This window comes from Pandoraea commovens, from assembly GCF_024704525.1.
Taxonomy (GTDB): Bacteria; Pseudomonadota; Gammaproteobacteria; order Burkholderiales; family Burkholderiaceae; genus Pandoraea; species Pandoraea commovens.
This window is the reverse complement of sequence record NZ_CP102780.1, coordinates 589,181-611,614: the sequence shown is the minus strand read 5'-3', so window position 1 is coordinate 611,614 and position 22,434 is coordinate 589,181. Positions and strand designations below refer to the sequence as shown.

At 62.8% G+C, this 22,434-nt stretch carries 23 protein-coding genes; 12 read left to right on the top strand and 11 right to left on the bottom strand.

Features of this window, described 5'->3' with window-relative positions:
• The first annotated feature begins 36 nt into the window (after nt 1-36).
• A complete protein-coding gene (gene pth, locus NTU39_RS03215; RefSeq protein ID WP_150665336.1) occupies nt 37-633 on the top strand; it encodes an aminoacyl-tRNA hydrolase in 597 nt (198 codons plus the stop codon).
• A gap of 83 nt (nt 634-716) precedes the next feature.
• Here the strand turns inward: pth and NTU39_RS03210 are convergent, their stop codons facing one another.
• On the bottom strand, nt 717-974 hold the full coding sequence (locus NTU39_RS03210) for a YfhL family 4Fe-4S dicluster ferredoxin (RefSeq protein WP_039395480.1): 258 nt from the start codon (nt 972-974) through the stop codon (nt 717-719).
• A 493-nt stretch (nt 975-1,467) separates the two neighbouring features.
• Between NTU39_RS03210 and NTU39_RS03205 the strand changes: the two genes are divergently transcribed.
• Nucleotides 1,468-2,235, top strand: coding sequence for a transporter substrate-binding domain-containing protein (locus NTU39_RS03205; RefSeq protein WP_246184673.1), 768 nt, complete (start codon nt 1,468-1,470; stop codon nt 2,233-2,235).
• Between the two features lie 198 nt (nt 2,236-2,433).
• On the opposite strand, the gene coaD is transcribed toward NTU39_RS03205, so the two are convergent.
• Together coaD and rsmD are read right to left on the bottom strand one after the other, a co-directional pair.
• Nucleotides 2,434-2,928 (bottom strand): pantetheine-phosphate adenylyltransferase, encoded by a 495-nt coding sequence (coaD, locus tag NTU39_RS03200; RefSeq protein WP_150575378.1) that lies wholly within the window; start codon nt 2,926-2,928, stop codon nt 2,434-2,436.
• A 55-nt stretch (nt 2,929-2,983) separates the two neighbouring features.
• On the bottom strand, nt 2,984-3,577 hold the full coding sequence (gene rsmD, locus NTU39_RS03195) for a 16S rRNA (guanine(966)-N(2))-methyltransferase RsmD (protein ID WP_150665334.1): 594 nt from the start codon (nt 3,575-3,577) through the stop codon (nt 2,984-2,986).
• A gap of 303 nt (nt 3,578-3,880) precedes the next feature.
• On the opposite strand from rsmD, the gene nodI reads away from it, so the two are divergent.
• The 3 genes from nodI to NTU39_RS03180 all read left to right on the top strand — a co-directional run bounded on the left by nodI (nt 3,881) and on the right by NTU39_RS03180 (nt 6,845).
• Nucleotides 3,881-4,798 carry a nodulation factor ABC transporter ATP-binding protein NodI gene (gene nodI, locus NTU39_RS03190; RefSeq protein WP_150665333.1) on the top strand — a complete coding sequence of 306 codons (918 nt, stop codon included), beginning with the start codon at nt 3,881-3,883 and terminating at the stop codon, nt 4,796-4,798.
• Nucleotides 4,791-5,591: an ABC transporter permease gene (locus NTU39_RS03185; protein WP_257959184.1), complete on the top strand. Its 801-nt coding sequence runs from the start codon at nt 4,791-4,793 to the stop codon at nt 5,589-5,591. The genes nodI and NTU39_RS03185 overlap by 8 nt, the downstream gene beginning before the upstream one ends.
• 136 nt (nt 5,592-5,727) lie before the next feature.
• A protein-coding gene (locus NTU39_RS03180) for an IS3 family transposase (protein WP_373275357.1) occupies nt 5,728-6,845 on the top strand; the annotation gives its coding sequence in 2 pieces (ribosomal slippage) (nt 5,728-5,989 and nt 5,989-6,845; 1,119 coding nt in all).
• A 134-nt stretch (nt 6,846-6,979) separates the two neighbouring features.
• Here the strand turns inward: NTU39_RS03180 and NTU39_RS03175 are convergent.
• Together NTU39_RS03175 and NTU39_RS03170 are read right to left on the bottom strand one after the other, a co-directional pair.
• Complete coding sequence (locus NTU39_RS03175; RefSeq protein WP_257959183.1) at nt 6,980-8,419, bottom strand: M16 family metallopeptidase; 1,440 nt, start codon at nt 8,417-8,419, stop codon at nt 6,980-6,982.
• Nucleotides 8,420-8,433: 14 nt separating this feature from the next.
• Nucleotides 8,434-9,852: a M16 family metallopeptidase gene (locus NTU39_RS03170; RefSeq protein WP_150664152.1), complete on the bottom strand. Its 1,419-nt coding sequence runs from the start codon at nt 9,850-9,852 to the stop codon at nt 8,434-8,436.
• A gap of 396 nt (nt 9,853-10,248) precedes the next feature.
• On the opposite strand from NTU39_RS03170, the gene ftsY reads away from it, so the two are divergent.
• Nucleotides 10,249-11,526 (top strand): signal recognition particle-docking protein FtsY, encoded by a 1,278-nt coding sequence (ftsY, locus tag NTU39_RS03165; protein ID WP_373275389.1) that lies wholly within the window; start codon nt 10,249-10,251, stop codon nt 11,524-11,526.
• 91 nt (nt 11,527-11,617) lie between these two features.
• Here ftsY and NTU39_RS03160 read toward each other — a convergent pair whose 3' ends face one another.
• The gene (locus NTU39_RS03160; protein ID WP_150664150.1) at nt 11,618-12,244 is read right to left on the bottom strand and encodes a LysE/ArgO family amino acid transporter; all 627 of its coding nucleotides are present in this window, start codon (nt 12,242-12,244) and stop codon (nt 11,618-11,620) included.
• Nucleotides 12,245-12,251: 7 nt separating this feature from the next.
• Nucleotides 12,252-12,905, bottom strand: coding sequence for a maleylacetoacetate isomerase (gene maiA / locus NTU39_RS03155; RefSeq protein WP_150664149.1), 654 nt, complete (start codon nt 12,903-12,905; stop codon nt 12,252-12,254).
• A gap of 222 nt (nt 12,906-13,127) precedes the next feature.
• Here maiA and ybiB point away from each other — a divergent pair, with 222 nt between their 5' ends.
• Nucleotides 13,128-14,096 carry a DNA-binding protein YbiB gene (ybiB, locus tag NTU39_RS03150; RefSeq protein WP_150664148.1) on the top strand — a complete coding sequence of 323 codons (969 nt, stop codon included), beginning with the start codon at nt 13,128-13,130 and terminating at the stop codon, nt 14,094-14,096.
• 151 nt (nt 14,097-14,247) lie between these two features.
• Here the strand turns inward: ybiB and NTU39_RS03145 are convergent, their stop codons facing one another.
• The gene (locus tag NTU39_RS03145) at nt 14,248-14,637 is read right to left on the bottom strand and encodes a nuclear transport factor 2 family protein (protein ID WP_039395446.1); all 390 of its coding nucleotides are present in this window, start codon (nt 14,635-14,637) and stop codon (nt 14,248-14,250) included.
• Nucleotides 14,638-14,860: 223 nt separating this feature from the next.
• Between NTU39_RS03145 and rpoH the strand changes: the two genes are divergently transcribed.
• The 5 genes from rpoH (at nt 14,861) to cydX (ending at nt 19,440) form a co-directional block, all read left to right on the top strand.
• The gene (gene rpoH / locus NTU39_RS03140; protein ID WP_150664147.1) at nt 14,861-15,799 is read left to right on the top strand and encodes an RNA polymerase sigma factor RpoH; all 939 of its coding nucleotides are present in this window, start codon (nt 14,861-14,863) and stop codon (nt 15,797-15,799) included.
• Between the two features lie 449 nt (nt 15,800-16,248).
• Nucleotides 16,249-16,551: a cytochrome oxidase putative small subunit CydP gene (gene cydP, locus NTU39_RS03135; RefSeq protein WP_150664146.1), complete on the top strand. Its 303-nt coding sequence runs from the start codon at nt 16,249-16,251 to the stop codon at nt 16,549-16,551.
• Nucleotides 16,541-18,145: a cytochrome ubiquinol oxidase subunit I gene (locus NTU39_RS03130; protein ID WP_150664145.1), complete on the top strand. Its 1,605-nt coding sequence runs from the start codon at nt 16,541-16,543 to the stop codon at nt 18,143-18,145. The genes cydP and NTU39_RS03130 overlap by 11 nt, the downstream gene beginning before the upstream one ends.
• A 26-nt stretch (nt 18,146-18,171) precedes the next feature.
• Nucleotides 18,172-19,308, top strand: coding sequence for a cytochrome d ubiquinol oxidase subunit II (gene cydB / locus NTU39_RS03125; RefSeq protein ID WP_150664228.1), 1,137 nt, complete (start codon nt 18,172-18,174; stop codon nt 19,306-19,308).
• 15 nt (nt 19,309-19,323) lie between these two features.
• Nucleotides 19,324-19,440 carry a cytochrome bd-I oxidase subunit CydX gene (gene cydX / locus NTU39_RS03120; RefSeq protein ID WP_042114280.1) on the top strand — a complete coding sequence of 39 codons (117 nt, stop codon included), beginning with the start codon at nt 19,324-19,326 and terminating at the stop codon, nt 19,438-19,440.
• Between the two features lie 114 nt (nt 19,441-19,554).
• Here cydX and NTU39_RS03115 read toward each other — a convergent pair whose 3' ends face one another.
• The 3 genes from NTU39_RS03115 to NTU39_RS03105 all read right to left on the bottom strand — a co-directional run bounded on the left by NTU39_RS03115 (nt 19,555) and on the right by NTU39_RS03105 (nt 22,401).
• The gene (locus NTU39_RS03115) at nt 19,555-20,160 is read right to left on the bottom strand and encodes an SCO family protein (protein ID WP_257959180.1); all 606 of its coding nucleotides are present in this window, start codon (nt 20,158-20,160) and stop codon (nt 19,555-19,557) included.
• 125 nt (nt 20,161-20,285) lie between these two features.
• Nucleotides 20,286-21,191, bottom strand: a complete 906-nt coding sequence (gene cyoE / locus NTU39_RS03110; protein WP_150661057.1) for a heme o synthase — start codon at nt 21,189-21,191, stop codon at nt 20,286-20,288.
• A 19-nt stretch (nt 21,192-21,210) separates the two neighbouring features.
• On the bottom strand, nt 21,211-22,401 hold the full coding sequence (locus NTU39_RS03105) for a COX15/CtaA family protein (RefSeq protein WP_257959179.1): 1,191 nt from the start codon (nt 22,399-22,401) through the stop codon (nt 21,211-21,213).
• Between the last annotated feature and the right edge of the window lie 33 nt (nt 22,402-22,434).

Sequence of the window (22,434 nt, the reverse complement as noted above, 5' to 3'; positions counted from 1 at the left end):
TGTCACCATGACGCGTACCAAGATCCTGATACCGAAATGATCAAGCTGATCGTAGGGCTCGGCAATCCGGGCGCCGAATACACTGCGACGCGTCACAACGCGGGTTTCTGGTTCGTCGATGCGCTGGCGCAGCAATGCGGCGCATCGCTCACCAGCCAGAAGAACTTCCACGGCTTCGCCGCGCGTACGCGCGTCGCCGGGCAGGAAGTGTGGCTGCTGGAGCCGCAAACCTTCATGAACCGCTCGGGGCAGTCGGTCGTCGCACTCGCTCGCTTCTATAAGATCCTGCCGGACGAGATCCTCGTCGTGCACGACGAACTCGATCTGTTGCCGGGCACGGTCAAGCTCAAGCGCGGCGGTGGCAGCGGTGGGCACAATGGCCTCAAGGATATTGCCGCACATCTGACGACGCCGGAATTCTGGCGCCTGCGTCTGGGCATTGGACATCCCCGCACGCTGCAACCGGCTGGTAGCCAGCAGCAAGTCGCGGACTTCGTGCTTAAGCCACCGCGCAAGGAAGAGCAGGAGCAGATCGACGACGCCATGTCGCGGTCGCTCGACATCGTCGACCTGGTCGTCAAGGGTGAGATGGAAAAGGCGATGATGCGTCTGCACGCGTCGCCGGGGAAGTGATCCGGCCGGTGAGACGTGGAATCGTCAGCGATGCAGAATGAGCGGTCAGATGCCGCTCATGCCGCGCGTGGCGCTCAGGCCATTCAGGCTGACTTGGCTGCTTGCAGATGGGTGTACTTCTCCAGCAGTTGCGTGGGCGTCTCGACATGCTCCGGATTGATGGGAATACACTCCACCGGACACACCTGCACACACTGCGGTTCGTCGAAGTGTCCGACACACTCCGTGCATTTGTTCGGATCGATCTCATAGATCTCGACCCCCATCGAAATTGCGTCGTTCGGGCACTCAGGCTCGCACACGTCGCAATTGATGCATTCGTCGGTAATCATCAGTGCCACTGTTGACTCGCTTTCCTCTGACCGTTCATTGACTTGCGTGAACCCCGGCGAACGGCGGCCGTTACGGTTCCTGGAACAATTCTCCAATTATACGAAAGTTAGCAGGTGTCCACTTGCCGTGGGTGCGCCGGATGCCCGTTATGCATCCCTTTATGCACCCTGTGATGCACCTCGCCTCATGCACCGGTTCGTCCGCCGACCGGTTCACTTTGGTGCACGACGCACCGCCGCGCGGAATGCCTACACGTGCATAAGCGCTCGTCAGCCTCCCTCACCGCCCCATTTCGACTTCACGGCTATCGCCATCAACGCTCCCGAGCGGCTGGCACGGTTAGTGCTTTATCACTGAGCACCACTGGTCGTACCAGTTCGACCGCTGTGACCTGCGTGCGTTATCGCGTACGCAAGCCCCCATTTCACGTCATCGTCGTTGTCCAAAAGCCAAGGAGTTCGAGTCATGCCTGCGTTCCTTCATCAAGCCGGTCGTCGCCGGATGCTGCAAGCGGTTGTCGTTGCGTCGCTGGGAGGTCTCGCAGGCCTCGCCCATGCCGATGCCCTCCAGAGCATCGCCAAGACCGGCGTCATCCGCATTGCCATCCCGCAGGACTTCCCGCCGTTCGGCTCGATCGGCACCGACCTCAAGGTGCACGGCTACGACATCGACATGGCGGAGCTGATCGGCAAGGAGATCGGTGCGAAGGTCGAACTCGTACCGGTCATCAGCACGAACCGTATCGCTTATCTGACGACGGGCAAAGTCGACATCGTCATTTCATCCCTTGGCAAGAACGCCGAACGCGAGAAGGCAATCGATTTCACGAAGGCGTACGCGCCGTTCGCGAAGAGCATCTATGGTCCGCAAGACATCGCGATCAAGGTGCCCGCCGACCTCGCCAACAAGACCATTGCGGTGACGCGTGGCTCGACGGAAGACCTCGCATTGACCGCCGTTGCACCGCCGAGCGCGAACATCAAGCGATATGAGGACAACAATGCGACGGCGGCGTCGTATCTCGCCGGTCAGGTTCAGCTCGTGACGCTGGGCGATATCGTGGCGAACGCCGTACGCGAGAAGAGCAAACAGCGCGCCTTCGATCTGAAATTCCCGGTTGAAGAAACGCCCTGCTACATCGGTGTGGGCAAAGGTGAAACGGCGATGGTGGCGAAGCTGAACGCGATCATCGACAAGGCGAAGGCCGACGGTCGACTGAACGCGATGTCCGTCAAATGGATGCAGGCACCGTTGCCGAAGGGCTTCTGATGCTCATCGCGGACGAATGCCCGATCAGACAGTCGCTTCGATTCGCGATCTGAACTGCGACGCGATGCGCCGCTTAGGTAATCGAACTTAAGCAATTGCGCTTAAACATGTCCGCAACAAAAAACCCCGCAGTGTCGAAACACGCTGCGGGGTTTTTGCTGACATCACGCGAAACAACCGGTAACGGCGTACGCGTGCTTAGCTCTTCGGCGTCATTTCGCCGACTTTCGTGACCAGCCACTTTTCGACGGACGGGAACACGAACTTGCTGACGTCGCCACCCAGTTGGGCGATCTCGCGCACGATGGTGCCCGAGATGAACTGGTATTGGTCGGACGGCGTCATGAACATGGTCTCGACGTCGGGCAGCAGGTAGCGGTTCATACCCGCCATCTGGAACTCGTACTCGAAGTCGGACACGGCGCGCAGCCCGCGCACGATCACGCGCGCCTGATGCTTACGCACGAAGTCCTTGAGCAGACCGGAGAAGCCTTCGACGCTCACGTTCGGATAGTGACCGAGCACTTCGCGCGCGATGTCGATCCGCTCTTCGAGCGAAAAGAACGGCTTCTTATTTCGGCTGTCGGCCACTCCGACCACGAGCTTGTCGAAGATGCCCGCCGCACGGCGGACCAGATCCTCATGGCCTCGGGTCAACGGGTCGAACGTCCCCGGATAGATCGCCACTACCATGCCAACGTCTCCTCGCGGCTGGGGACCGCTGCTGCGTACTTATTCATTGTGGTCTCTAGGTTTTCGGAATCGATTCAAGCAAATGATAATGCACCGCTCCAGCTTTCGCCCGGCGCAAGCACACGAGGCCCAGCTCGGCGAGTGCCTCGTCCTCCAGGGGGACGTCCGACTCGGCATAGATCACGCCATTCGGCGCGAGCAGACGGGCGGCGGGCGCCAGCAGATCGTTCAGCCAGCCACTCGCGAACGGCGGATCGAGGAAAATGACATCGAAAACCCCGGGTGAGAGTGTGGTTATCAGGCGTCTGGCATCCGCCTGTACGATCTCGATCTGGTTGGCGTCGAGTTTGGCCTGATTGGCGCGCAACTGACGAATGGCCGGCGCGGCGGACTCGACCAGCAACACCCGCTGCGCACCGCGCGAAGCGGCCTCGAAGCCGAGCGCACCGCTGCCCGCGAAGGCGTCCAGGCACTGCATGCCCGTCAGGTCCTGCCCGAGCCAGTTGAACAGCGTCTCCCGCACGCGATCAGGGGTCGGACGCAGACCGTCGCCCGGCGGCACCGGCAGCGGCGTGCGCTTCCACTGACCGCCAATGATGCGGACCTGCTGCGGCGCGCCACGCGCCACGTTACCTGCACCGGACTTCATGGCGTCCTCCGCAATACGGCTTGACTGGGGGCACCGCGGACGGTGGAAAAATGGGGTCGCGCGCGTCGTTGCGCACGCAGAGAATCCAAAATCATGACAATTCACGCTACATTGTTGAGGCGAAACATACCACATCGCCCGCGCCTTATGCCCCATAGGCCATGCCCCATAAGGGATGGCGGCGCGCGGCGGTGCACAAATCCCGGCCGGTGAACGTCCAGTTATGCGACGCAGTCCCAGCGTTGATCCAACGCAGCACCATCGTTGTCGCCCGGCCACGCGACAGGAGACCGCAGATCCGCCATGACCGATGCCGCCATAGAGGTAACCGAGCTATGCAAGGCCTATGACGGCCGCCCCGTGGTCGATCACCTGTCGCTGCACGTCGCACCGGGCGAGTGCTTCGGCCTGCTAGGGCCCAACGGTGCGGGCAAGACGACCACGCTACGCATGCTGCTGGGCCTTGTCACGCCCGACGCCGGCGAGATCAGGCTCGGCGGCCTGCCCGTCCCGAAACTCGCACCGGAGGCCCGACGCCGCGTCGGCGTCGTGCCGCAGTTCGACAATCTGGACCCCGACTTCACAGTGCGCGAAAACCTGGCGGTCTTCGGACGTTATTTCGGACTCGCCTCGGCCGATATCAAGGAACGCGTCCCAGCGCTGCTGGCGTTCGCCCGTCTCGAGTCGAAGGCGGATGCCCGCGTCGCCCAACTCTCGGGCGGCATGAAGCGACGCCTCACGCTCGCCCGCGCCCTCATCAACAATCCCGACGTGCTCGTGCTCGACGAGCCGACCACCGGACTTGATCCTCAAGCCCGGCATCTGATCTGGGAGCGGCTGAAATCGCTGATGAACGAGGGCAAGACGATTCTGCTCACTACCCACTTCATGGAAGAAGCCGAGCGACTGTGCCACCGCCTTTGCGTGATCGACGCAGGACGCAAGATCGCCGAAGGCACACCGCCGGAACTCGTGGCGCGCGAAATCGGCTGCGATGTCGTGGAAGTCTTCGGCGACGTCCCGCACGCCCTCCTCGCCAGCCTCGCCCCATTCGCCGAGCGCATCGAAACCAGCGGCGAGACCCACTTCTGTTACGTTCGCGACGCCGCGCCGGTCGTGAATGCCTTGCAGGACCAGCCGGGGGTGCGGTATCTGCACCGTCGGGCCAATCTGGAGGACGTCTTTCTTAAGCTCACGGGACGGGAGATGCGAGATGACTGAGCATCACATGTCGGCAGATACGCCTCGCTACCTGCCGGGCGTCACGCCGTGGATGGGTGTCTGGCGACGCAACTTCCTCGTCTGGCGCAAGCTCGCGATTGCCTCGATGTTCGGCAATCTCGCGGACCCGATGATCTACCTCTTCGGTCTGGGCTTCGGTCTCGGCATGATGGTCGGCAATGTCGACGGTACGTCATACATCGCATTTCTCGCCGCGGGCACCGTCGGCTCCAGCGTGATGTTTTCCGCGAGCTTCGAGTCGATGTATTCGGGCTTCTCGCGCATGCATGTGCAACGCACTTGGGAAGCGCTGATGCATACCCCGCTGACGCTGGGTGACATCGTGCTCGGCGAGGTCGTCTGGGCCGCCAGCAAAGCCGTGCTCTCGGGCGTCGCGATCCTGCTGGTGGCAAGCGTGCTCGGGTACGCGCGCATCGACAGTCTCGCCGTGGTCCTGCCAGCGGTTCTGCTCGCGGGGCTGGCTTTCGCCAGTCTCGCCATGGTAATGACAGCACTCGCGCCCAGCTACGACTTCTTCATGTTCTACCAGACGCTCGTGATGACCCCGATGCTGCTGCTCTCAGGGGTGTTCTTCCCGTTATCGCAACTCCCGGCGGCAGCGCGTCATGTGACGGAATGGTTACCGCTCGCGCACGCTGTCGCGCTGATTCGTCCCGCCATGCTGGGGCGTGCCATCGATCTGCCGTGGCTGCATGTGGGCGCACTTGTCGTCTACACCGTCGTGGGCTTCTCCGTCGCGCTGGTGCTGTTGCGTCGCCGGATACTTCGATAGGGTTTGTGAGCGAAGCCGACACGTCGGCCGCAAAGCAAAACGGCACCGGAAATTGACGTGTCCCCGGAATATCCGAACAGGTCAAAACTAGAGGTAAAGTTGCTTCTCAGCGCCCCGAATGGGGCGAGGAGTCGCCATGAAACGCTCGAGATTTAGTGAAGAGCAGATCGCCTATGCGCTGCGATTGGCCGAGAGCGGCACACCGGTGGTCGACGTGTGTCGGCAGATCGGTGTGTCGGAGGCAACGTTCTACACATGGAAGAAGAAGTACGCCGATTTCGGCGTTAGCGAGATGCGCAAGCTCAAGCAACTCGAAGACGAAAACGCGCGCTTGCGACGTATCGTCGCCGACCTGACGCTGGATAAACAGATCCTGCAAGAGGTGGTGCGAAAAAAAGTCTGAAGGCCGCCAAACGGCGCGAGCTGGCGGCTTGGATGCAAGAGCGTTTCCACATAAGCGTGCAGCGTTCCTGCGCGTTGGCGTTGCTGCAGCGCTCGACTTGGTACGCGAAGAGTCGTGCACGCGATCAAAGTGCGCTGCGCCAACGTATCCGGGACATCGCCTTAAGTCGTCCGCGGTTTGGCTATCGGCGGGTGCTGGTGATGTTGCGTCGCGAGGGCTGGGACGTGGGTAAAATGCGCGTCTACAGGCTTTACAGCCTAGAGGGCCTGCAATTGCGGATGAAGGTCAAGCGCCGCAAGCGCATCGCGCTGCTGCGAGGCAAGCCACCGGCGCCCACCGGACCGAATCAGCACTGGAGCATGGATTTCGTTCATGACCAGATGCTTGATGGACGCCGCTTTCGCATTCTGACTGTCATCGATCAATGGAGTCGCGAGAGTGTTTGTCTGGAGGCCAACTTCCGACAGACCGGCCGTGCGGTGGGTCAGGCGCTGGATCGTTCTGCGGTCCTTCGCGGATGGCCCGAATCCATCACCGTGGACAACGGCACAGAGTTCACTTCTCGCGCTTTAGACGATTGGGCATACCGACGCGGCGTGAAACTCGACTACACGCGCCCCGGCAAGCCGACCGATAATGGATTGATCGAATCTTTCAATGGTCGGTTGCGAGATGAATTCCTGAACGTGCATGAATTCGTCACGCTATACGACCTCCGAGAGAAAATGACAGCCTGGCAGCATGACTACAACCATCATCGTCCACACGGCTCACTCGGCCATCTGACCCCGAGAGAGTTCGTCCAAAAATGGTCAGTAAAACCCAAAGAGGCAATCCCTCTCCAGTTTTAAACTGTCCAGTTACCGGGGACACGTCATGCAAAAACCCCCCAAGGGTTGGATTTATGTCCAACTCTTGGGGGTCAGTTCAAATCCCGGTGCCGTTTTTTTCAGACGCGATCAGACGTGCGAACTACACGCTGTCGTCACTTCACAGGCTTGCCCGCTGTCGGCGTAGCGCTCGGCGCGGTGGCTCCTGCGCTCGCGGCACCAAACACATCACTCGGTCCGACGACGACAGTCACGAGGCGATCCGGCTGCACGTGACGCGCAAACGCGTCCTTCACTTGCGCCGCCGTCACGGCCTCGACCTTGGCGGTCCACGTGTCGAGGTAGTCGAGCGGCAGGTTGTAGAAGCCGATGGCCGCCACGTTTGCCAGCAGTTTGCGGTTGCTGTCCAGACGCAGCGGGAAACCGTTGGTCAGGTTGTCCTTCGCAGCCTGCATTTCCTCGGCGGTGGGGCCGTCCTGAACGAACCTGGCCAGCGTCTCACGCACGACCTTAAGCGCTTCGGGCGCTTGCTCGCGACGCGTCTGCAAGTTGATCTCGAACGGCCCCTCCTGCAACTGCGGCACGAAGCCACTCGATACGCCATACGTCAGACCGCGCTTCTCACGCACTTCCGCCGTCAGACGCGACACGAAACCGCCGCCGCCCAGCACGTAGTTCCCCACGAGCAACGGGAAGTAGTCGGGATCGCTGCGCGCCATCGACGCCTGCCCCGTCGCGATGTGTGCCTGCTCGGCCGGATGCGGCAGGTCGATCTGCATGGCGCTACGCAGCGCCGCCACCGGCGGCATCGTGGGCGGCGTAACGCCGACAGGCATCGCGTCCGTCAACTGGGCGACAAGCTTCTCGGCCTGCGCGCGGTCAATGTCGCCAACGATGGAGACGACCGCCCGCTTCGGGCTGTACATATCGCGATAGAAACGCATCAGATCGTCGCGCTTCACGGCGTTGACGCTCGCCACCGTCGGCGTCACGCCATACGGATGGCTGCCGTAGATCGCGCTACGAAAGGCCTTCTCGGCGATCGCTTCGGGTTTCGTATCCGATTCGGCAATCGCGGACGACAGACGCGCCGTCTCGCGCTTGAGCACGACATCGGGGAACGTGGGATGTTGGAGGAATTGCGCCAGCGTACTCACGGCCGCATCGCGCTCGGCCGCCGACGACAGCGTGCGGATGGTGACGGTCGCGGCGTCGCGTCCGGCGCTCGTCGCCTCCATCGCGCCCACGTCCGCGAAACGGTCGGCAATCTGCGCCTCGGTCAGCGCAGGACGCCCGCCTGCGGCCGACGCGCCAGCGTCGAGCAACCCCGCCGTCAGCAACGCCAGCCCCGACTTGCCCTTCGGGTCGTATCGGCTGCCTGCATCGAAATCGATGTTCACGTCGATCATCGGGATCGAACGGCTCTCGACCAGCATCACCTTGGCACCGGACGGCGCGACCCAGGTCTGGATCGGCAGCGCGGCGCTGGCCGTGAGCGGCAGACCGGCCACCAGCGCGCCAGCGGCTGCGCAAGCCATGAAACCCGTTCGCGCGGGCACGGAGAACGCACGCAACAGTGCGGAAATTTTCATCATCGTGTGTGGCCCTCTCAGCGCATGTTCTTCAGGTCTTGCGCCCCTTGGGCGCGGCGCTTGCGTGTCGCCTCGTCGATCGGCTGCGGCACGAGTGTGGCAACCGTCAGCGACTCATCGCCGAAGTACTTGCCCGCCACCGCCTGCACCTGCGCGGGCGTGACTGCCTTCACCTTTTCAAGCATGCGATCGATCTGACGCCACGAAATGCCCGACATCTCGCTCAGCCCGATTTCCATCGCCTGACCGAACACCGAGTCGCGCTTGTAGATCTGCGATGCCACCACCTGCGCCTTCACGCGCTTGAGCTCGGCCTCCGTCACACCGTGTGCTGCGATGTCGGCGATCTGCGCACGCAAGGCCTTCTCGATCTGCTCCGGCGTCTTCCCCTGCGCAGGGGTCGCGTCCATGATGAAGAACTGCGGACCGCGACCTACGCCGTCATAGCTCGCACCGACGTCGTTCGCAATGCGCTGCTCGCGCACCAGACGGCTCGTCAGACGCGCGTTGCCGTAACCGTCGAGCACGGCGGAGAGCACCTGCAATGCGTAGACGTCGTCATCCTTCTCGACATCGTTCAGACGCGGCGCACGCCACGCGAGCATCACGTTCGGGTTCTCGGCCGGTGCCTTCACGAACACACGGCGCACGCCGATCTGCGCCGGTTCGTTCTGCGGGCGACGTTCCGGCAGCGTGTGCGACTTGATCGGGCCGTAGTACTTCTCGGCAAGCGTCTTGACCTGCGCGGGATCGACGTCGCCGCTCACCACGACCACGGCATTGTTCGGCGCATACCAGCGCTCGTACCAGTCGCGCGTGTCCTGAACCGTCATGTGCTGGAGATCGTCCATCCAGCCGACGATGGGGCGACGATACGGATTCGCGACGAGCGCGGTCGCCATCAGTTGCTCATAAAGCAGTGCGCGCGGCTGGTCGTCCGTGCGCAGACGACGCTCCTCCATCACCACCTGAATCTCTTTCGCGAACTCGTCGGCGGAGAGCGTCAGATTCGCCATGCGATCGGCTTCGAGACGCATCATTTCCGGCAGACGCGACTTCTCCGTCTGCTCGAAGTAACCGGTGTAGTCCTTGCTGGTGAAGGCGTTCTCACGACCGCCGAGGGCGGCGACCTGGCGGGAGAACTGCCCCGCGCCGACGGTCTTGGTGCCCTTGAACATCATGTGCTCAAGCGCGTGGGCGACGCCGGTGGTGCCATTGAATTCGTCGAGCGACCCGGCGCGATACCAGACCACGTGTGCGACCGTCGGTGCCCGGTGGTCCTCGCGCACGATCAGCCGCAGACCGTTCGAGAGTGTGAATTCCGAAGTGTTATCCGTCGTCTTGCTGCCGCCGGTGTCAGCGGCGTGGCCCAGGCTCATCACACCAGCCAAAGCCATTCCGGCCAAGGCGTGTCGCCAGCGCATGGTTCCCGTCATGGATCCCCTTTCGCCCATCATGGACGTCGATTCGCGTCTGATAAAATACGTCGCATTTCCCGCGTCGGAAACAACGACCTGCCCATTGTAGGGCGTTTTGTGCGGCGCGAATGGCAGGACAAATCATAGTCGCACGCCGATAGCGCGCCCCCACGTCGAGTTCCTCACCCCATGTTCAGTTTCTTCAAGCGCTTCAAGTCGGGCGGCAACAAGGCCGCCGAAACAAGCCCCGCACCGACCGAATCGCCCGAATCCGAAGCGTCTTCCGCAGACGTTGCGCAGACACAAGCGCCGCAGACGTTTGCAGCACCGCAGCAACTGGAAAGCCCGCCGACGCAAGGCGAGTCGGCACCGCTGGCACCTGCTGCGCCTGTCTCACCTGTTGCACCGGCCGCTATGCCGCAACCGTCCGCAAACCAGCCGACGACGCCGATCCAGTCCGCTGCACCGGCACCGGTTACGCCGTCCGCTCCCGCAGCCGCGCCGACGCAAGCCGCCCAGCCCGTTCAACCTGCCGTCAGCCCTGCCGAAAATTCGGCGCATTCCGAGCCTGCTCGGGTCAATGTCCCAACGGCGCCAACGCCGGTTGCGGCTACGCTGACGCCTGCCCCGCAGCCGACGCCGGTCGCCCCCGCCGTTCGGAGCGCGCCCGTCGAACCTGTCGAACCTGTCGAACCTGTTGAACCGGTCACCACGCCCGCTCCTGTCGTCGTGAAGGATGCGCAGGGCGAAGCCATCGGCGAAATCGTCTCGGCCCCGGCCCCCGAACCGGCGGCCAAGCGTTCGTGGCTCACCCGTCTGAAGGCCGGGCTGTCCAAGACGAGCTCAGGCATCACGAGCATCTTCGTCGGCGTAAAGGTCGACGAGAACCTGTTCCAAGAGCTCGAAGACGCCCTCCTGATGAGCGACGCAGGCGTGGACGCCACGACCTATCTGATCGACGCCCTGCGCAAGAAGGTCAAGGCCGAGCGTCTGACCGAAGGCGAACAGGTCAAGCGCGCGCTGCACGACCTGCTGGTCGACCTGCTGCAACCGCTCGAACAGAGCCTCGTGCTGGGCCGCGAAGCGCCGATGGTCGTGATGATCGCAGGCGTGAACGGTGCCGGGAAGACGACCAGCATCGGCAAGCTCGCCAAGCACTTCCAGCACTACGGCCAGTCCGTGCTGCTCGCAGCAGGCGATACGTTCCGCGCAGCGGCCCGTGAACAACTGGCGATCTGGGGCGAACGCAACAACGTCGCAGTCGTCGCGCAGGAAAGCGGCGACCCGGCAGCCGTCGTGTTCGACGCCGTGAGCGCCGCACGCGCGCGCAAGATCGACATCGTGATGGCGGACACGGCTGGCCGTCTGCCCACGCAGTTGCATCTGATGGAAGAGCTCAAGAAGATCAAGCGTGTGCTGGGCAAAGCGGCCGACGGCGCGCCGCACGAGGTGCTGCTCGTCATCGACGCCAACACCGGCCAGAACGCGCTCACGCAGGTCAAGGCATTCGACGACGCCCTCCAGCTCACCGGTCTCATCGTGACCAAGCTCGACGGCACGGCCAAGGGCGGCATTCTGGCGGCCATCGCCCGTCAGCGTCCGGTCCCGGTGTACTTCATCGGCGTGGGCGAGAAGGTGGAAGACCTGCAACCGTTCTCAGCCCGCGAATTCGCCGACGCCCTGCTGGGGTAAGCCGCGAACAACATCACGAAGCCGACGCATCAAAACAAACGGCCCGCACACTCACGTGGCGGGCCGTTTGTTTTTCATCTGCAGTACGACGTTACATCTGCTGCGCGACGAGTCCAGCGCAAAGCCCCCACATCATGAGGCCGACCACGCCGTCGAGAATCTGCCACGCGCGGGCGCGCGAGAAGAGCGGTGCGAGCAGACGTGCGCCGTAACCGAGCGCCGTGAACCACAGGATGGACGCGATCATCGCGCCGCCCGCGAACCACACATTGCCCGGTGACGGCTCGCGTGCGCCGATGCCGCCGAGCAGAATCACCGTGTCGAGATAAACATGCGGGTTGAGTAGCGAAAGCATCAGCACGAGGCCGATGGCGCGTTGCCACGACATCTCCTGCGTCGCCGCGCGACTGCCGTCGGCCTGCAACGCCCCCGCACCGCGAAACGCCGCACGCCACGCCCGCAGACCGTAGAGGAACAGGAACGCCGCGCCACCCCACGTCACGATCGTGATGAAGCGCGGATAGGCGGCAATCAGGCCCCCCATACCCGCCACGCCCGCCGCGATCAGCGTCATGTCGCAAATCGCACAGACCGTCACGACGATGCCCACGTGACGTCGCAAAATCCCCTGACGCAAGACGAACGCATTCTGCGCGCCGATTGCCATGATGAGGCTGGCGCCAAGCGCCATGCCCCGCCAGAAAGCCGGATCGATCATCGGGGACTTACTCGGCGTCCGGTTGCGCTTCAGGTGCAGCGCGCTGGAAGGCTTCGAGCGTCTGGCAATGCGCGTGGATGGCGGAGATGCGCGGGAATTGCGTCATGTCGACCTTGAAGCGATTAGCGTTGTAGATTTGCGGCACGAGGCAGCAATCCGCCAGCGTCGGCGTATCGCCAACGACGAACTTGCCCGGCGACGTCTGCGCCGCGAGACGCGCTTCAAGCGCCTTGAACCCTTCCACGATCCAGTGCACGTACCACGCGTTCTTCTGCTCTTCCGTCACGCCCATGTCGTGCTTGAGGAAACGCAGCACGCGCAGGTTGTCGATCGGGTGGATGTCGGCCGCGATGTCCAGCGCCAGTGCACGGACCTGAGCGCGCGTGGCCGGGTCGGACGGCAGCAGCGCGGGCGTCGGATGCACGTCTTCCAGATACTCGATGATGGCGAGCGACTGATGAATGTTCACGTCGCCGTCGACGAACGTCGGCACCAGCGCATTGACGTTGAGCGCACGGTAGGCGGGCTTGAGATGTTCGCCACCGTCGCGCACCAGATGCACCGGCACGATGTCGTAGTCGAGTCCCTTGAGGTTCAGGGCGATACGCACCCGATAGGCCGCAGAACTGCGGAAATAGCTGTACAGCGTGAGCGTGGACATGGGGCTGACCTCGAAAGCGGAGATTCGGAAAAGCGGAAATTGGCGGACGACGCGGCGACCGGGGGATCGTGAGAATCCGAGGGGTCCGCAAGCGCGCCCGAACACGAGATGGTACTGCAAGCGCTGGCCCCGATGACACCTGATTGCGTATGATGGATGACGACTCGCCCACGAACGTAGATTGAAGCCCCATACCGCGTGCACACCCCGGATAACCGCGTCATGACCTCTGCCGCCCCCTTTGCCTGCGCCCCGCTGCTCAAGATCATCGCCCGCGGGGCGAAAGGCGCTCGCGCGCTGAGCGCGGACGAAACCCGCACGCTGTTCGACGCCATCCTCGCCGACCGGGTTTCGCCCGCCGAGCTGGGCGGCGTATTGATCGCGTACCGCATCAAGGGCGAAACGCCCGTCGAACTGCGCGCCATGCTCGACGCCGCGCACGCCACGTTCACCCCGCTCGTCGCCCCGGCCGACGCCCCGCCGCCGGTGCTGCTGCCGAGCTATAACGGCGCACGCAAACAGCCGAACCTCACACCGTTGCTGGCGCTGCTGCTCGCGCGCGACGGCATCCCGGTGCTGGTGCACGGACAACATCACAGCGGCGCGAATCGCGTCGGCACGCAGGCGATCTTCGCGGAACTCGGTCATCCCGCGAGCCAATCGGCCGCCGAGGCGGAGGAGGCGCTGCGCACTCGCCGCGTCGCCTATCTGCCGATTGCAGCGTTGTCGCCTGCGCTGGAACGTCTGCTGGAGATGCGTGCGGCACTCGGCGTGCGAAATTCCGGGCACACCGTCGTCAAGCTTTTGCAGCCGTTCGCCGGGCCTGCGCTGCGCCTCGTGAACTACACGCACCCGGAGTACCGGGAGACGCTGAGCGAGATGTTTGCCGATGCGACCAATAGCGCCGCCCCGGGCGTGCTGCTAGCGCGTGGAACGGAAGGCGAACCGGTCGCGGACGCCCGCCGTCAGGCGGCAATCGATGGGTTTTCGGATGGGGCATACCGCTCATGGCAGGAAGCCGAGGAAGGCGCTACCGGTGTACCGCCGTCGCTTCCTGCGGCCGACGCCCCGGCCACTGCCCGGTGGATCGAGGCGGTTCTCGCTGGCGAGGTTCCGGTGCCCGCCCCCATCGCCCGCCAGGTTGAAGTGATCCGTCAGGCCATCGGGCTAAGTGCGTCATCGACGCATTGAAACGAATTACGCGCGCAACGTCGGATAACTCGCGCGAATTTCGTCACAAAATCGAAATATCACAGAAAAATTCGATTTTTCCGGAACATTTCATCCCGAAACACATCAAATATTCTGTTTTGGAGAGGACGCCCGGAGAGTACCGGGCGGGTCAGTCGGCTGACGCCATGCGGGTTGCCTGCCAGGAGATGACGAGCCAGGCTTCAGCCAGCAGCTTGTGCACTGCCGTGTAGGTCATTTGCGACGCGAGCGAACCGGTCGCGGTTTCCAGTTCGACCTTGAGCTTGCCGGTGACGACCACCGTGTCGCCGAACTGGCGGAGTTCCTGCGCTTTCGGGTCGACGTCGATGTCTAGGTAACGGCGGCGGCCGGAGCTGATCGCGTCGAGAAATTCGCGCTTCGTCTCGCGTTTGCCATTCGAATGCACGTAGAACAAATCGTCCGCGAGGAGCTTTTCCAGCTCATCGACATCGCCTTCGATCATCGCTTCGAAGCGCGCCGATTCGAGTTGTCGTACCGCGTCAATGTGCTTTCCCGCCATGCTGACCTCCCATCCTTCGCCATCACTTTACGCTCGTGGCTTGGGTTGCAATTTACACCATCCGAGTCACGTTTGCGCCAGTGACTTCTCCCGTTTAACGGGGGGTGCTGGAAAACCCCAAGAAGCCGGAAACTTCCCGTCCGGTAAGGGTTCTAACGTCTTTAGCACTCATCGAAAGAGAGTGCTAAAATGCTTTCCCAGAGGCTAACCAGGAGTCCACCACTTGAGTACTGCCGCCACCAAGCATCCGACGACGCCGGCCACCGGCACGGCGCCGAATTCGCGTGCCCTTGCACTTGCCCCGTCGGCGCTGATGCTGCCGGGCAGTCTGGGCAATATCGACAGCTACATTCAGGCTGTCCATCGCATTCCCCTGCTCACCGCCGAGGAAGAGCAGTCGCTCGCCAAGCGTCTGCGTGAGAACGACGATCTCGAAGCCGCCCGCCAGCTCGTGCTTTCGCACCTGCGTCTGGTGGTCTCGATCGCGCGTAATTACCTCGGTTACGGTCTGCCGCACGCCGACCTGATTCAGGAAGGCAATATCGGCCTGATGAAGGCCGTCAAACGCTTCGACCCCACGCAGGGTGTCCGACTCGTGTCGTACGCCATGCACTGGATCAAGGCCGAGATTCACGAATACGTGCTGAAGAACTGGCGCACGGTCAAGGTCGCCACGACCAAGGCCCAACGCAAGCTGTTCTTCAATCTGCGTAGCCAGAAGCAAGGCTTGCAGGCCTTCACGCCGGAAGAGATCGATCAGGTCGCACGCGATCTGAACGTCAAGCGTGAAGACGTCATCGAGATGGAAACGCGCATGTCGGGCGGCGATATCGCCCTCGAAGGTCACAGCGACGACGGCGAAAGCGCGAGCTTCGCCCCCATCGCCTATCTGGCCGACTCCCATCAGGAGCCGACCGCCGTGATCGCCGCACGCGAGCGTGACCATCTGCAGAGCGACGGTCTGCAAACGGCACTCGGCCGTCTCGACCCGCGCAGCCGCCGCATCATCGAAGCGCGCTGGTTGTCGGTCGCCGACGACGGCAGCGGTGGTGCCACGCTGCACGAACTGGCAGACGAGTTCGGCGTGTCCGCCGAGCGTATCCGTCAGATCGAAGTGGCCGCCATGAAGAAGATGAAAGGCGCGCTGCAAGCCTACGCGTAATGCCGGGATCGGGTGTCGACGGCAGCGACAAATTGCCACATGACACTGCGATTCCCAAGTCGACGGAACTTCGCCGACAGCTAAGCCCCGTGAAGCCCCGAGAGGTTCGCGGGGCTTTTTTATTGGACTTCGAAAGTTCATCCGCCATCTGCTCCCGACTTGATGCATCGCAAGGTCTGCGATCGAGCCCGTCGATAGAATCGGCTCGTACGTAGCCATGCTGCGTGCGAAGGACGGCCCGGGGGCCGTTCGCCGCGCCGGACCCTTGTCTCGAATCCGCTTCTCATCCGCCGTTGCTCGCAACGACAGATCCGCATCGAACCAGCGTCATCTGCGTGTCATCCGCCCCCGTGCGCTGCGGTTTGACATTTTCAAGCGATAAGGCAAAATGCGCCGAAAGTCGACGCTGTTCCCAACAACACGACTTTCGACGCCAGGAGCCGTCACGGATGGACACCCACTCTCCTAGCAGTCTGAAGCCTCACGCCACGGCCTCACCGGCAGCCACGGGCATCGTCGCCTGGACGATCCGGCGCTGGCGCACCCGCCCTTCCCGTTTTGCCCTCGAAATCCTGATCGTTCTGGCGATCAAGGTAGTACTCCTGTTCATTCTGAAGCACGCGTTCTTCGACGCTCCAATGGCCAAGCACATGCAATTGCCGCCGGACGTCGTGGCCCGCGCCCTCATCGGGCCGCAGGCCGTCGAAGCGCAGTCCCCCACCAAAAATCAAGGTGTCCGCCATGATCAGTAGCGAAGTCGTCGACCTCTCGCGCTTGCAGTTCGCCATAACGGCGCTGTATCACTTCCTGTTCGTCCCGCTCACACTGGGCCTGTCGTGGCTGCTCGTCATCATGGAATCGGTCTATGTGATGACCGGCAAGCAGATCTACAAGGACATGACCCAGTTCTGGGGCAAGCTCTTCCTGATCAACTTCGCGATGGGCGTGACCACGGGTCTCACGCTCGAATTCCAGTTCGGCACCAACTGGGCCTACTACTCGCATTACGTCGGTGACATCTTCGGTGTGCCGCTCGCCATCGAGGGGCTGATGGCCTTCTTCCTCGAGGCCACGTTCGTCGGCCTGTTCTTCTTCGGATGGAACAAGCTCTCGCGCATCGGCCACCTCGCCACGACCTTTGCGGTGGCGCTCGGCTCGAACCTCTCGGCGCTGTGGATTCTCGTGGCCAACGGCTGGATGAACAATCCGATCGGGGCGCACTTCAACTACGAGACCATGCGCATGGAGCTGAGCAGCATCTGGGAAGTGGTGTTCAACCCGGTCGCTCAGGTGAAGTTCGTGCACACGCTCTCGGCCGGTTACGTGACCGCCGCCATGTTCGTGCTCGGCATCTCCGCGTGGTACCTGCTCAAGCGTCGCGACGTGCCGTTCGCGCTGCGCTCGTTCGCGGTCGCAGCGGGCTTCGGTCTGGCGTCCACGCTGTCCGTCATCGTGCTGGGCGACGAATCGGGCTACACCACAGGCGAAGTGCAGAAGGTGAAGCTCGCGGCCATCGAAGCGGAATGGGAGACGGCCAAGCCGCCCGCATCGTTCACGCTGTTCGGCTTCCCGAACCAGAAAGAACAACGCACCGACTACGCGGTGAAGATTCCCTGGGCGATGGGTCTGATCGCCACGCGCTCGGTCGACACGCCGGTCATCGGTCTCACCCAGTTGCGCGACGAGCATAAGGACAACATCAAGCGCGGCATGATCGCCTTCGCAGCGCTCGAAAAGCTGCGTGGCGGCGATACGTCGCCAGCAGTTCGCGCAGAGTTCGACAAGTACAAAGACGACCTCGGCTACGGCTTGTTGCTCAAGAAGTACACGCCGAACGTCGTCGACGCCACGCCCGAGCAGATTCTGATGGCGGCCAACGACACGATCCCGCCGGTGGCGCCCGTGTTCTGGTCGTTCCGCATCATGGTCGGCCTCGGCTTCCTGTTCCTCTTCACGTTCCTGTGGGCGTTCTGGCTGTGCGCACGACGCCGTCTGCTCAAGCCGCGCTCGGCGTGGTTCCTGCGCTGGTGCGTGTGGGCGATTCCGCTGCCGTGGCTCGCCGCCGAGTTCGGCTGGATCGTCGCCGAAATGGGGCGTCAGCCGTGGACCATCGCCGGGATTCTGCCGACGCATCTCTCCACGTCGTCGCTGTCTGCCACCGATCTGTACATGAGTCTCGCGGGCTTCATCATCTTCTACACCGCGCTGCTCATCATTGAGATGTTCCTGATGGTGAAGTACGTCAAGCTCGGCCCGTCGTCGCTGCACACCGGCCGCTATCACTTCGAGACGGAAGGGTCAGGCGGGGCCGCGATTGCGGGTGACCGTCCGGCGGCTTCGGTCTGATCGTCAGGGAGACACACATCATGATGATCGATTACACCGTACTCAAGCTGATCTGGTGGGTGCTCGTCGGCGTTCTGCTGATCGGCTTCGCCTTCTTCGACGGCTTCGACATGGGCACCGGCACACTCCTGCCCTTCCTCGGCAAGACCGACGCGGAACGACGCGTCATCATCAACACCGTCGCCCCCACGTGGGAGGGCAACCAGGTGTGGTTCGTGACGGCAGGCGGCGCGATGTTCGCCGCGTGGCCGCTCGTCTACGCCGCTGCCTTCTCGGGCCTGTACTGGGCGCTGTTGCTCGTGCTCTTCGCGCTGTTCCTGCGACCGGTCGGCTTCGACTACCGCAACAAGCTGCCGAGCGCACGCTGGCGCAACTCGTGGGACTGGGCGTTGTTCGTCGGCAGCACGGTGCCGTCGCTGGTATTCGGCGTAGCCTTCGGCAACCTGTTGCTCGGCCTGCCGTTCTCGTTCGACAACACCCTGCGCTCGACCTACACCGGGTCGTTCTGGGCCCTGCTCAACCCGTTCGCGCTGCTGTGCGGACTGGTGAGCCTGCTGATGCTGGTCACGCACGGTGCAGCGCACCTGCGCATGAAGGCCGATCCGCTCGTGGCCGAGCGCGCCGGACGCATCATGCGTCTCACCGCACTGGGCACGCTGCTGCTGTTCCTCGTGGCCGGGGTGCTGGTCGCCACGCACGTCGACGGCTTCGCCATCACGCAGATGGGCGCGACCGACTCACCGGCCAACCCGCTGATGAAGCAGGTCACGACCGGCCCGGGCTTGTGGCTCACGAACTATCACACCTACCCGTGGATGATTGCGGCCCCGGTCGTCGCCTGTCTGTGCGCGCTGCTCGCCGCCCTGCTCGCCACGAGCCGCGCGTATGCATGGACGTTCGTCGTCACCGGGCTGATGATCGCAGGCATCATCCTCACCGCCGGTTTCTCGATGTTCCCGTTCGTCATGCCGTCGGCCACTGCGCCGGGCAGCAGCCTCACGGTCTGGGATGCCACATCGAGCCAGCTCACGCTGCAAATCATGCTGATCGCCGTGGTCGTCTTCCTGCCCATCATCCTGCTCTACACCGGCTGGGTGTACCGCGTGATCCGTGGGCGGGTGACGATCGAGACGGTCAACGACAACCCGCACACGATGTACTGATCAAGGAGTCGCGACATGTGGTACTTCTCTTGGATTCTCGGCCTTGGCCTCGCGCTCGCGTTCGGCATCATCAACGTGATGTGGTTCGAAGCGCACGACGACCTCGAACGTCGCAGCCAGGAAGGCAGTTGAGCCTGACGACGCTGAGCCCTCACAGGTCGGCGTCGTAGCGAACGTAGAAACAAAAATCGCGCCTCCAGGGGCGCGATTTTTTTATGCAGTGAGATCCTGCGACGGATCGAAGCCTTAGCTCAGCAACGTCTTCAGGTCCTTGGCCATCGCATCGACCGGCTCGTCCGGACGCATGAACAGACGCAGCTGCCCGTTCGGGTCGAAGACGTAAATGCCAGCGGTGTGATCGATCGTGTAGTTGTTCGGTGTCGATCCTTCTACCTTGTTGACCACCACGCGGAACGACTTGGTCACTTCCTTGAGCGCGGCGTCATCCGCGGGACGCAGCCCCACGAACGCGGGATTGAACGCGGGCACGTACTGGCCCATCAGTTCGGCCGAATCGCGCTGCGGATCGACCGTCACGAACAGCACCTGCACGCGCTGGGCGTCGTCCGCACCGAGCTTCTGCATCACCTGATTGAGTTCCGCCATCGTGGTCGGGCAAACATCCGGGCAATGCGTGTAGCCGAAGAACATCACCACGGCCTTGCCTTTGTAATCGGCGAGCGTGCGCGTCTTGCCCTGCGGGTCCTGCAACGAGAAGTCCTTGGCGAATTCCTTGTTGCCGGTGATATCGAGGCTCGTGAACGTCGGACCTTCCTGACCGCAGGCGGCGAGAAACACCGTCAGCCCCATCAGCAACATCGCACGGCGCAACCAGATGACAGCAAGATTCATGAACGAATGACCCCAGAACGTATGGAAAAAACGCCTTCGGAAAACACAACAGGCGCGCCGGCGAAGAATACCGTAACGCGCCTGTCGTCGTGACTCAGCCTGTGACGGGCAAATGCCCCGGAGGTTCAGCCCAGCAGGTAAATCTGCACGTAATGGTCGACCAGCAGCGCCGCGAACAGCAGCGAGAGGTAGACGATCGAATAGCGGAACATCGAGCGCGAGAGCTCATCGGAATACTTGCGCCACAGCTTGACCGCGTAACCGAGGAAGATGCCCGAGAGCACAACCGCCGACACGAGATACAGATAGCCGCTCATGCGATGTGCGAACGGCAGCAGCGACACGGCAAACAGCACGACGCTGTACAGCAGGATCTGCAAACGCGTGTACTTCTCGCCATGCGTGATCGGCAGCATCGGCAGCCCCGAATTCACGTAATCCTGACGGCGGTAAAGCGCGAGCGCCCAGAAGTGCGGCGGCGTCCAGACGAAGATGATGAGCACCAGAATCCACGCGTCGGCAGGCACTGCGCCGGTCGCAGCGGCCCAGCCGAGGGCCGGGGGCATCGCACCAGCTGCACCGCCGATCACGATGTTCTGCGGCGTCGAGGGCTTGAGGATGATGGTGTAGATGAGCGCGTAGCCGACGAACGTGCCGAGCGTCAGCCACATCGTCAGGGGATTCGTGAACGTGTAGAGCACCACCATGCCCGCCGCACCCAGAATCGTCGAGAAGACGATGATCTGCCACGGTGCGATCTCGCCGCGTGCCGACGGACGCCACGCAGTACGACGCATGAGCGCGTCGACGCGTTGCTCGATCAGGCAGTTCACGGCAAAGGCCGATCCGGCGAGCAGCCAGATGCCGATGGTGCCGCCGATCAGCACCTGCCACGGCACCATGCCGCGCGTGGACAGGAACATGCCGATCACGGCACAGAAGACGGCGAGCTGCGTCACGCGGGGCTTGGTCAGCGCCCAGTATTGCGCGATACGGCTAGCCGGCGGATGGGGAAGGGTCGTGCTTTTCATACACTCTGAAGGCAATGCGCTACGTCGGGCCAGACGGGGCGCCGAGCGGTGCGGCAGCCGGCTCCGCTGCGGAGAAAGGCTTCTGGCGGGCCGGGACGTCTGCCTGATCTATCAGGCTGGCCGCAATGGGCGCCGCTGCGACTAGGCGGGCGGCGCGAATGCGGTAGTTTAACATGACAAGCAAAAGCAGCAGGACCGCCGCGCCGCCGTTGTGGGCGATGGCGTTGAGCAGCGGCCACTGGAAAACGATGTTCGACAATCCGGTCGCGAATTGCACGAGCACCAGTAGGAATACCAGAATCGACAGCTTTCTGAGCGCGGCATGACGTCGCAGGCGACTCGCCAGCCACGCCAGATACAGCACCACGACTACGGCAAACGTCCGGTGCACCCAATGGATCGCCACGAGCGCATCCATCGGAATCACCTCGCCGCCCGCAGTCTTGCCCAGTTCTCGCCATAGCTTGAATCCGTTATGGAAGTCCATCGACGGAATCCACTGACCCTGACACGTCGGGAAGTCAGTGCATGCCAATACAGCGTAGTTGGTGCTTACCCATCCGCCAAGGGCAATCTGGAAAACCAGCAACGCCAGCCCGATCAGCGCCGCCCACCGCCAGCGCAACGCCCCGGCGTCGGCCGCAACGCTCGTCAGCGGCATTTGTCGGCACGCAAGCCATGCCAGCGACCCCAGCAGAGTGAGCGCCAACATCAAATGGATGGAGACGATCACCGGTTGCAGCTTCATCGTGACGGTCCACGCCCCGAACGCGCCCTGCACGCACACGAGCACCAACAGCCACGTAGCCAGCCACGGCGATTGCTTCAGTTCGCGACGTTTCACCCACGCCATCACCATCAGGGTGATGATGAGCACGCCGACGGCCATTGCGAAATACCGGTGGATCATCTCGATCCACGCCTTGACGAAGGTCACCGGGCCGCTGGGCAGCATCAACTGCGCCGCGTGGATGTCGGCATGCGCGGCGAACGGCGACGACGTGCCGTAGCACCCCGGCCAGTCGGGACATCCGAGACCCGAATCCGTCAGACGCGTAAAGCCGCCGAACATGATCAGGTCGAGCGTCAGAAAGGTCGTCACCCAGGCCAGTTTGCGGTACTTGTTCGCGTCGCGGCGCAGCAGCACCCAGCCGAGCGGCAGCACCGCGATACATAGGCCGATGAAGCCCAGTTCCAGAAGGTAAAGCATCGGTTTTACGTCAGTTCTTCAATATGTCCGGGG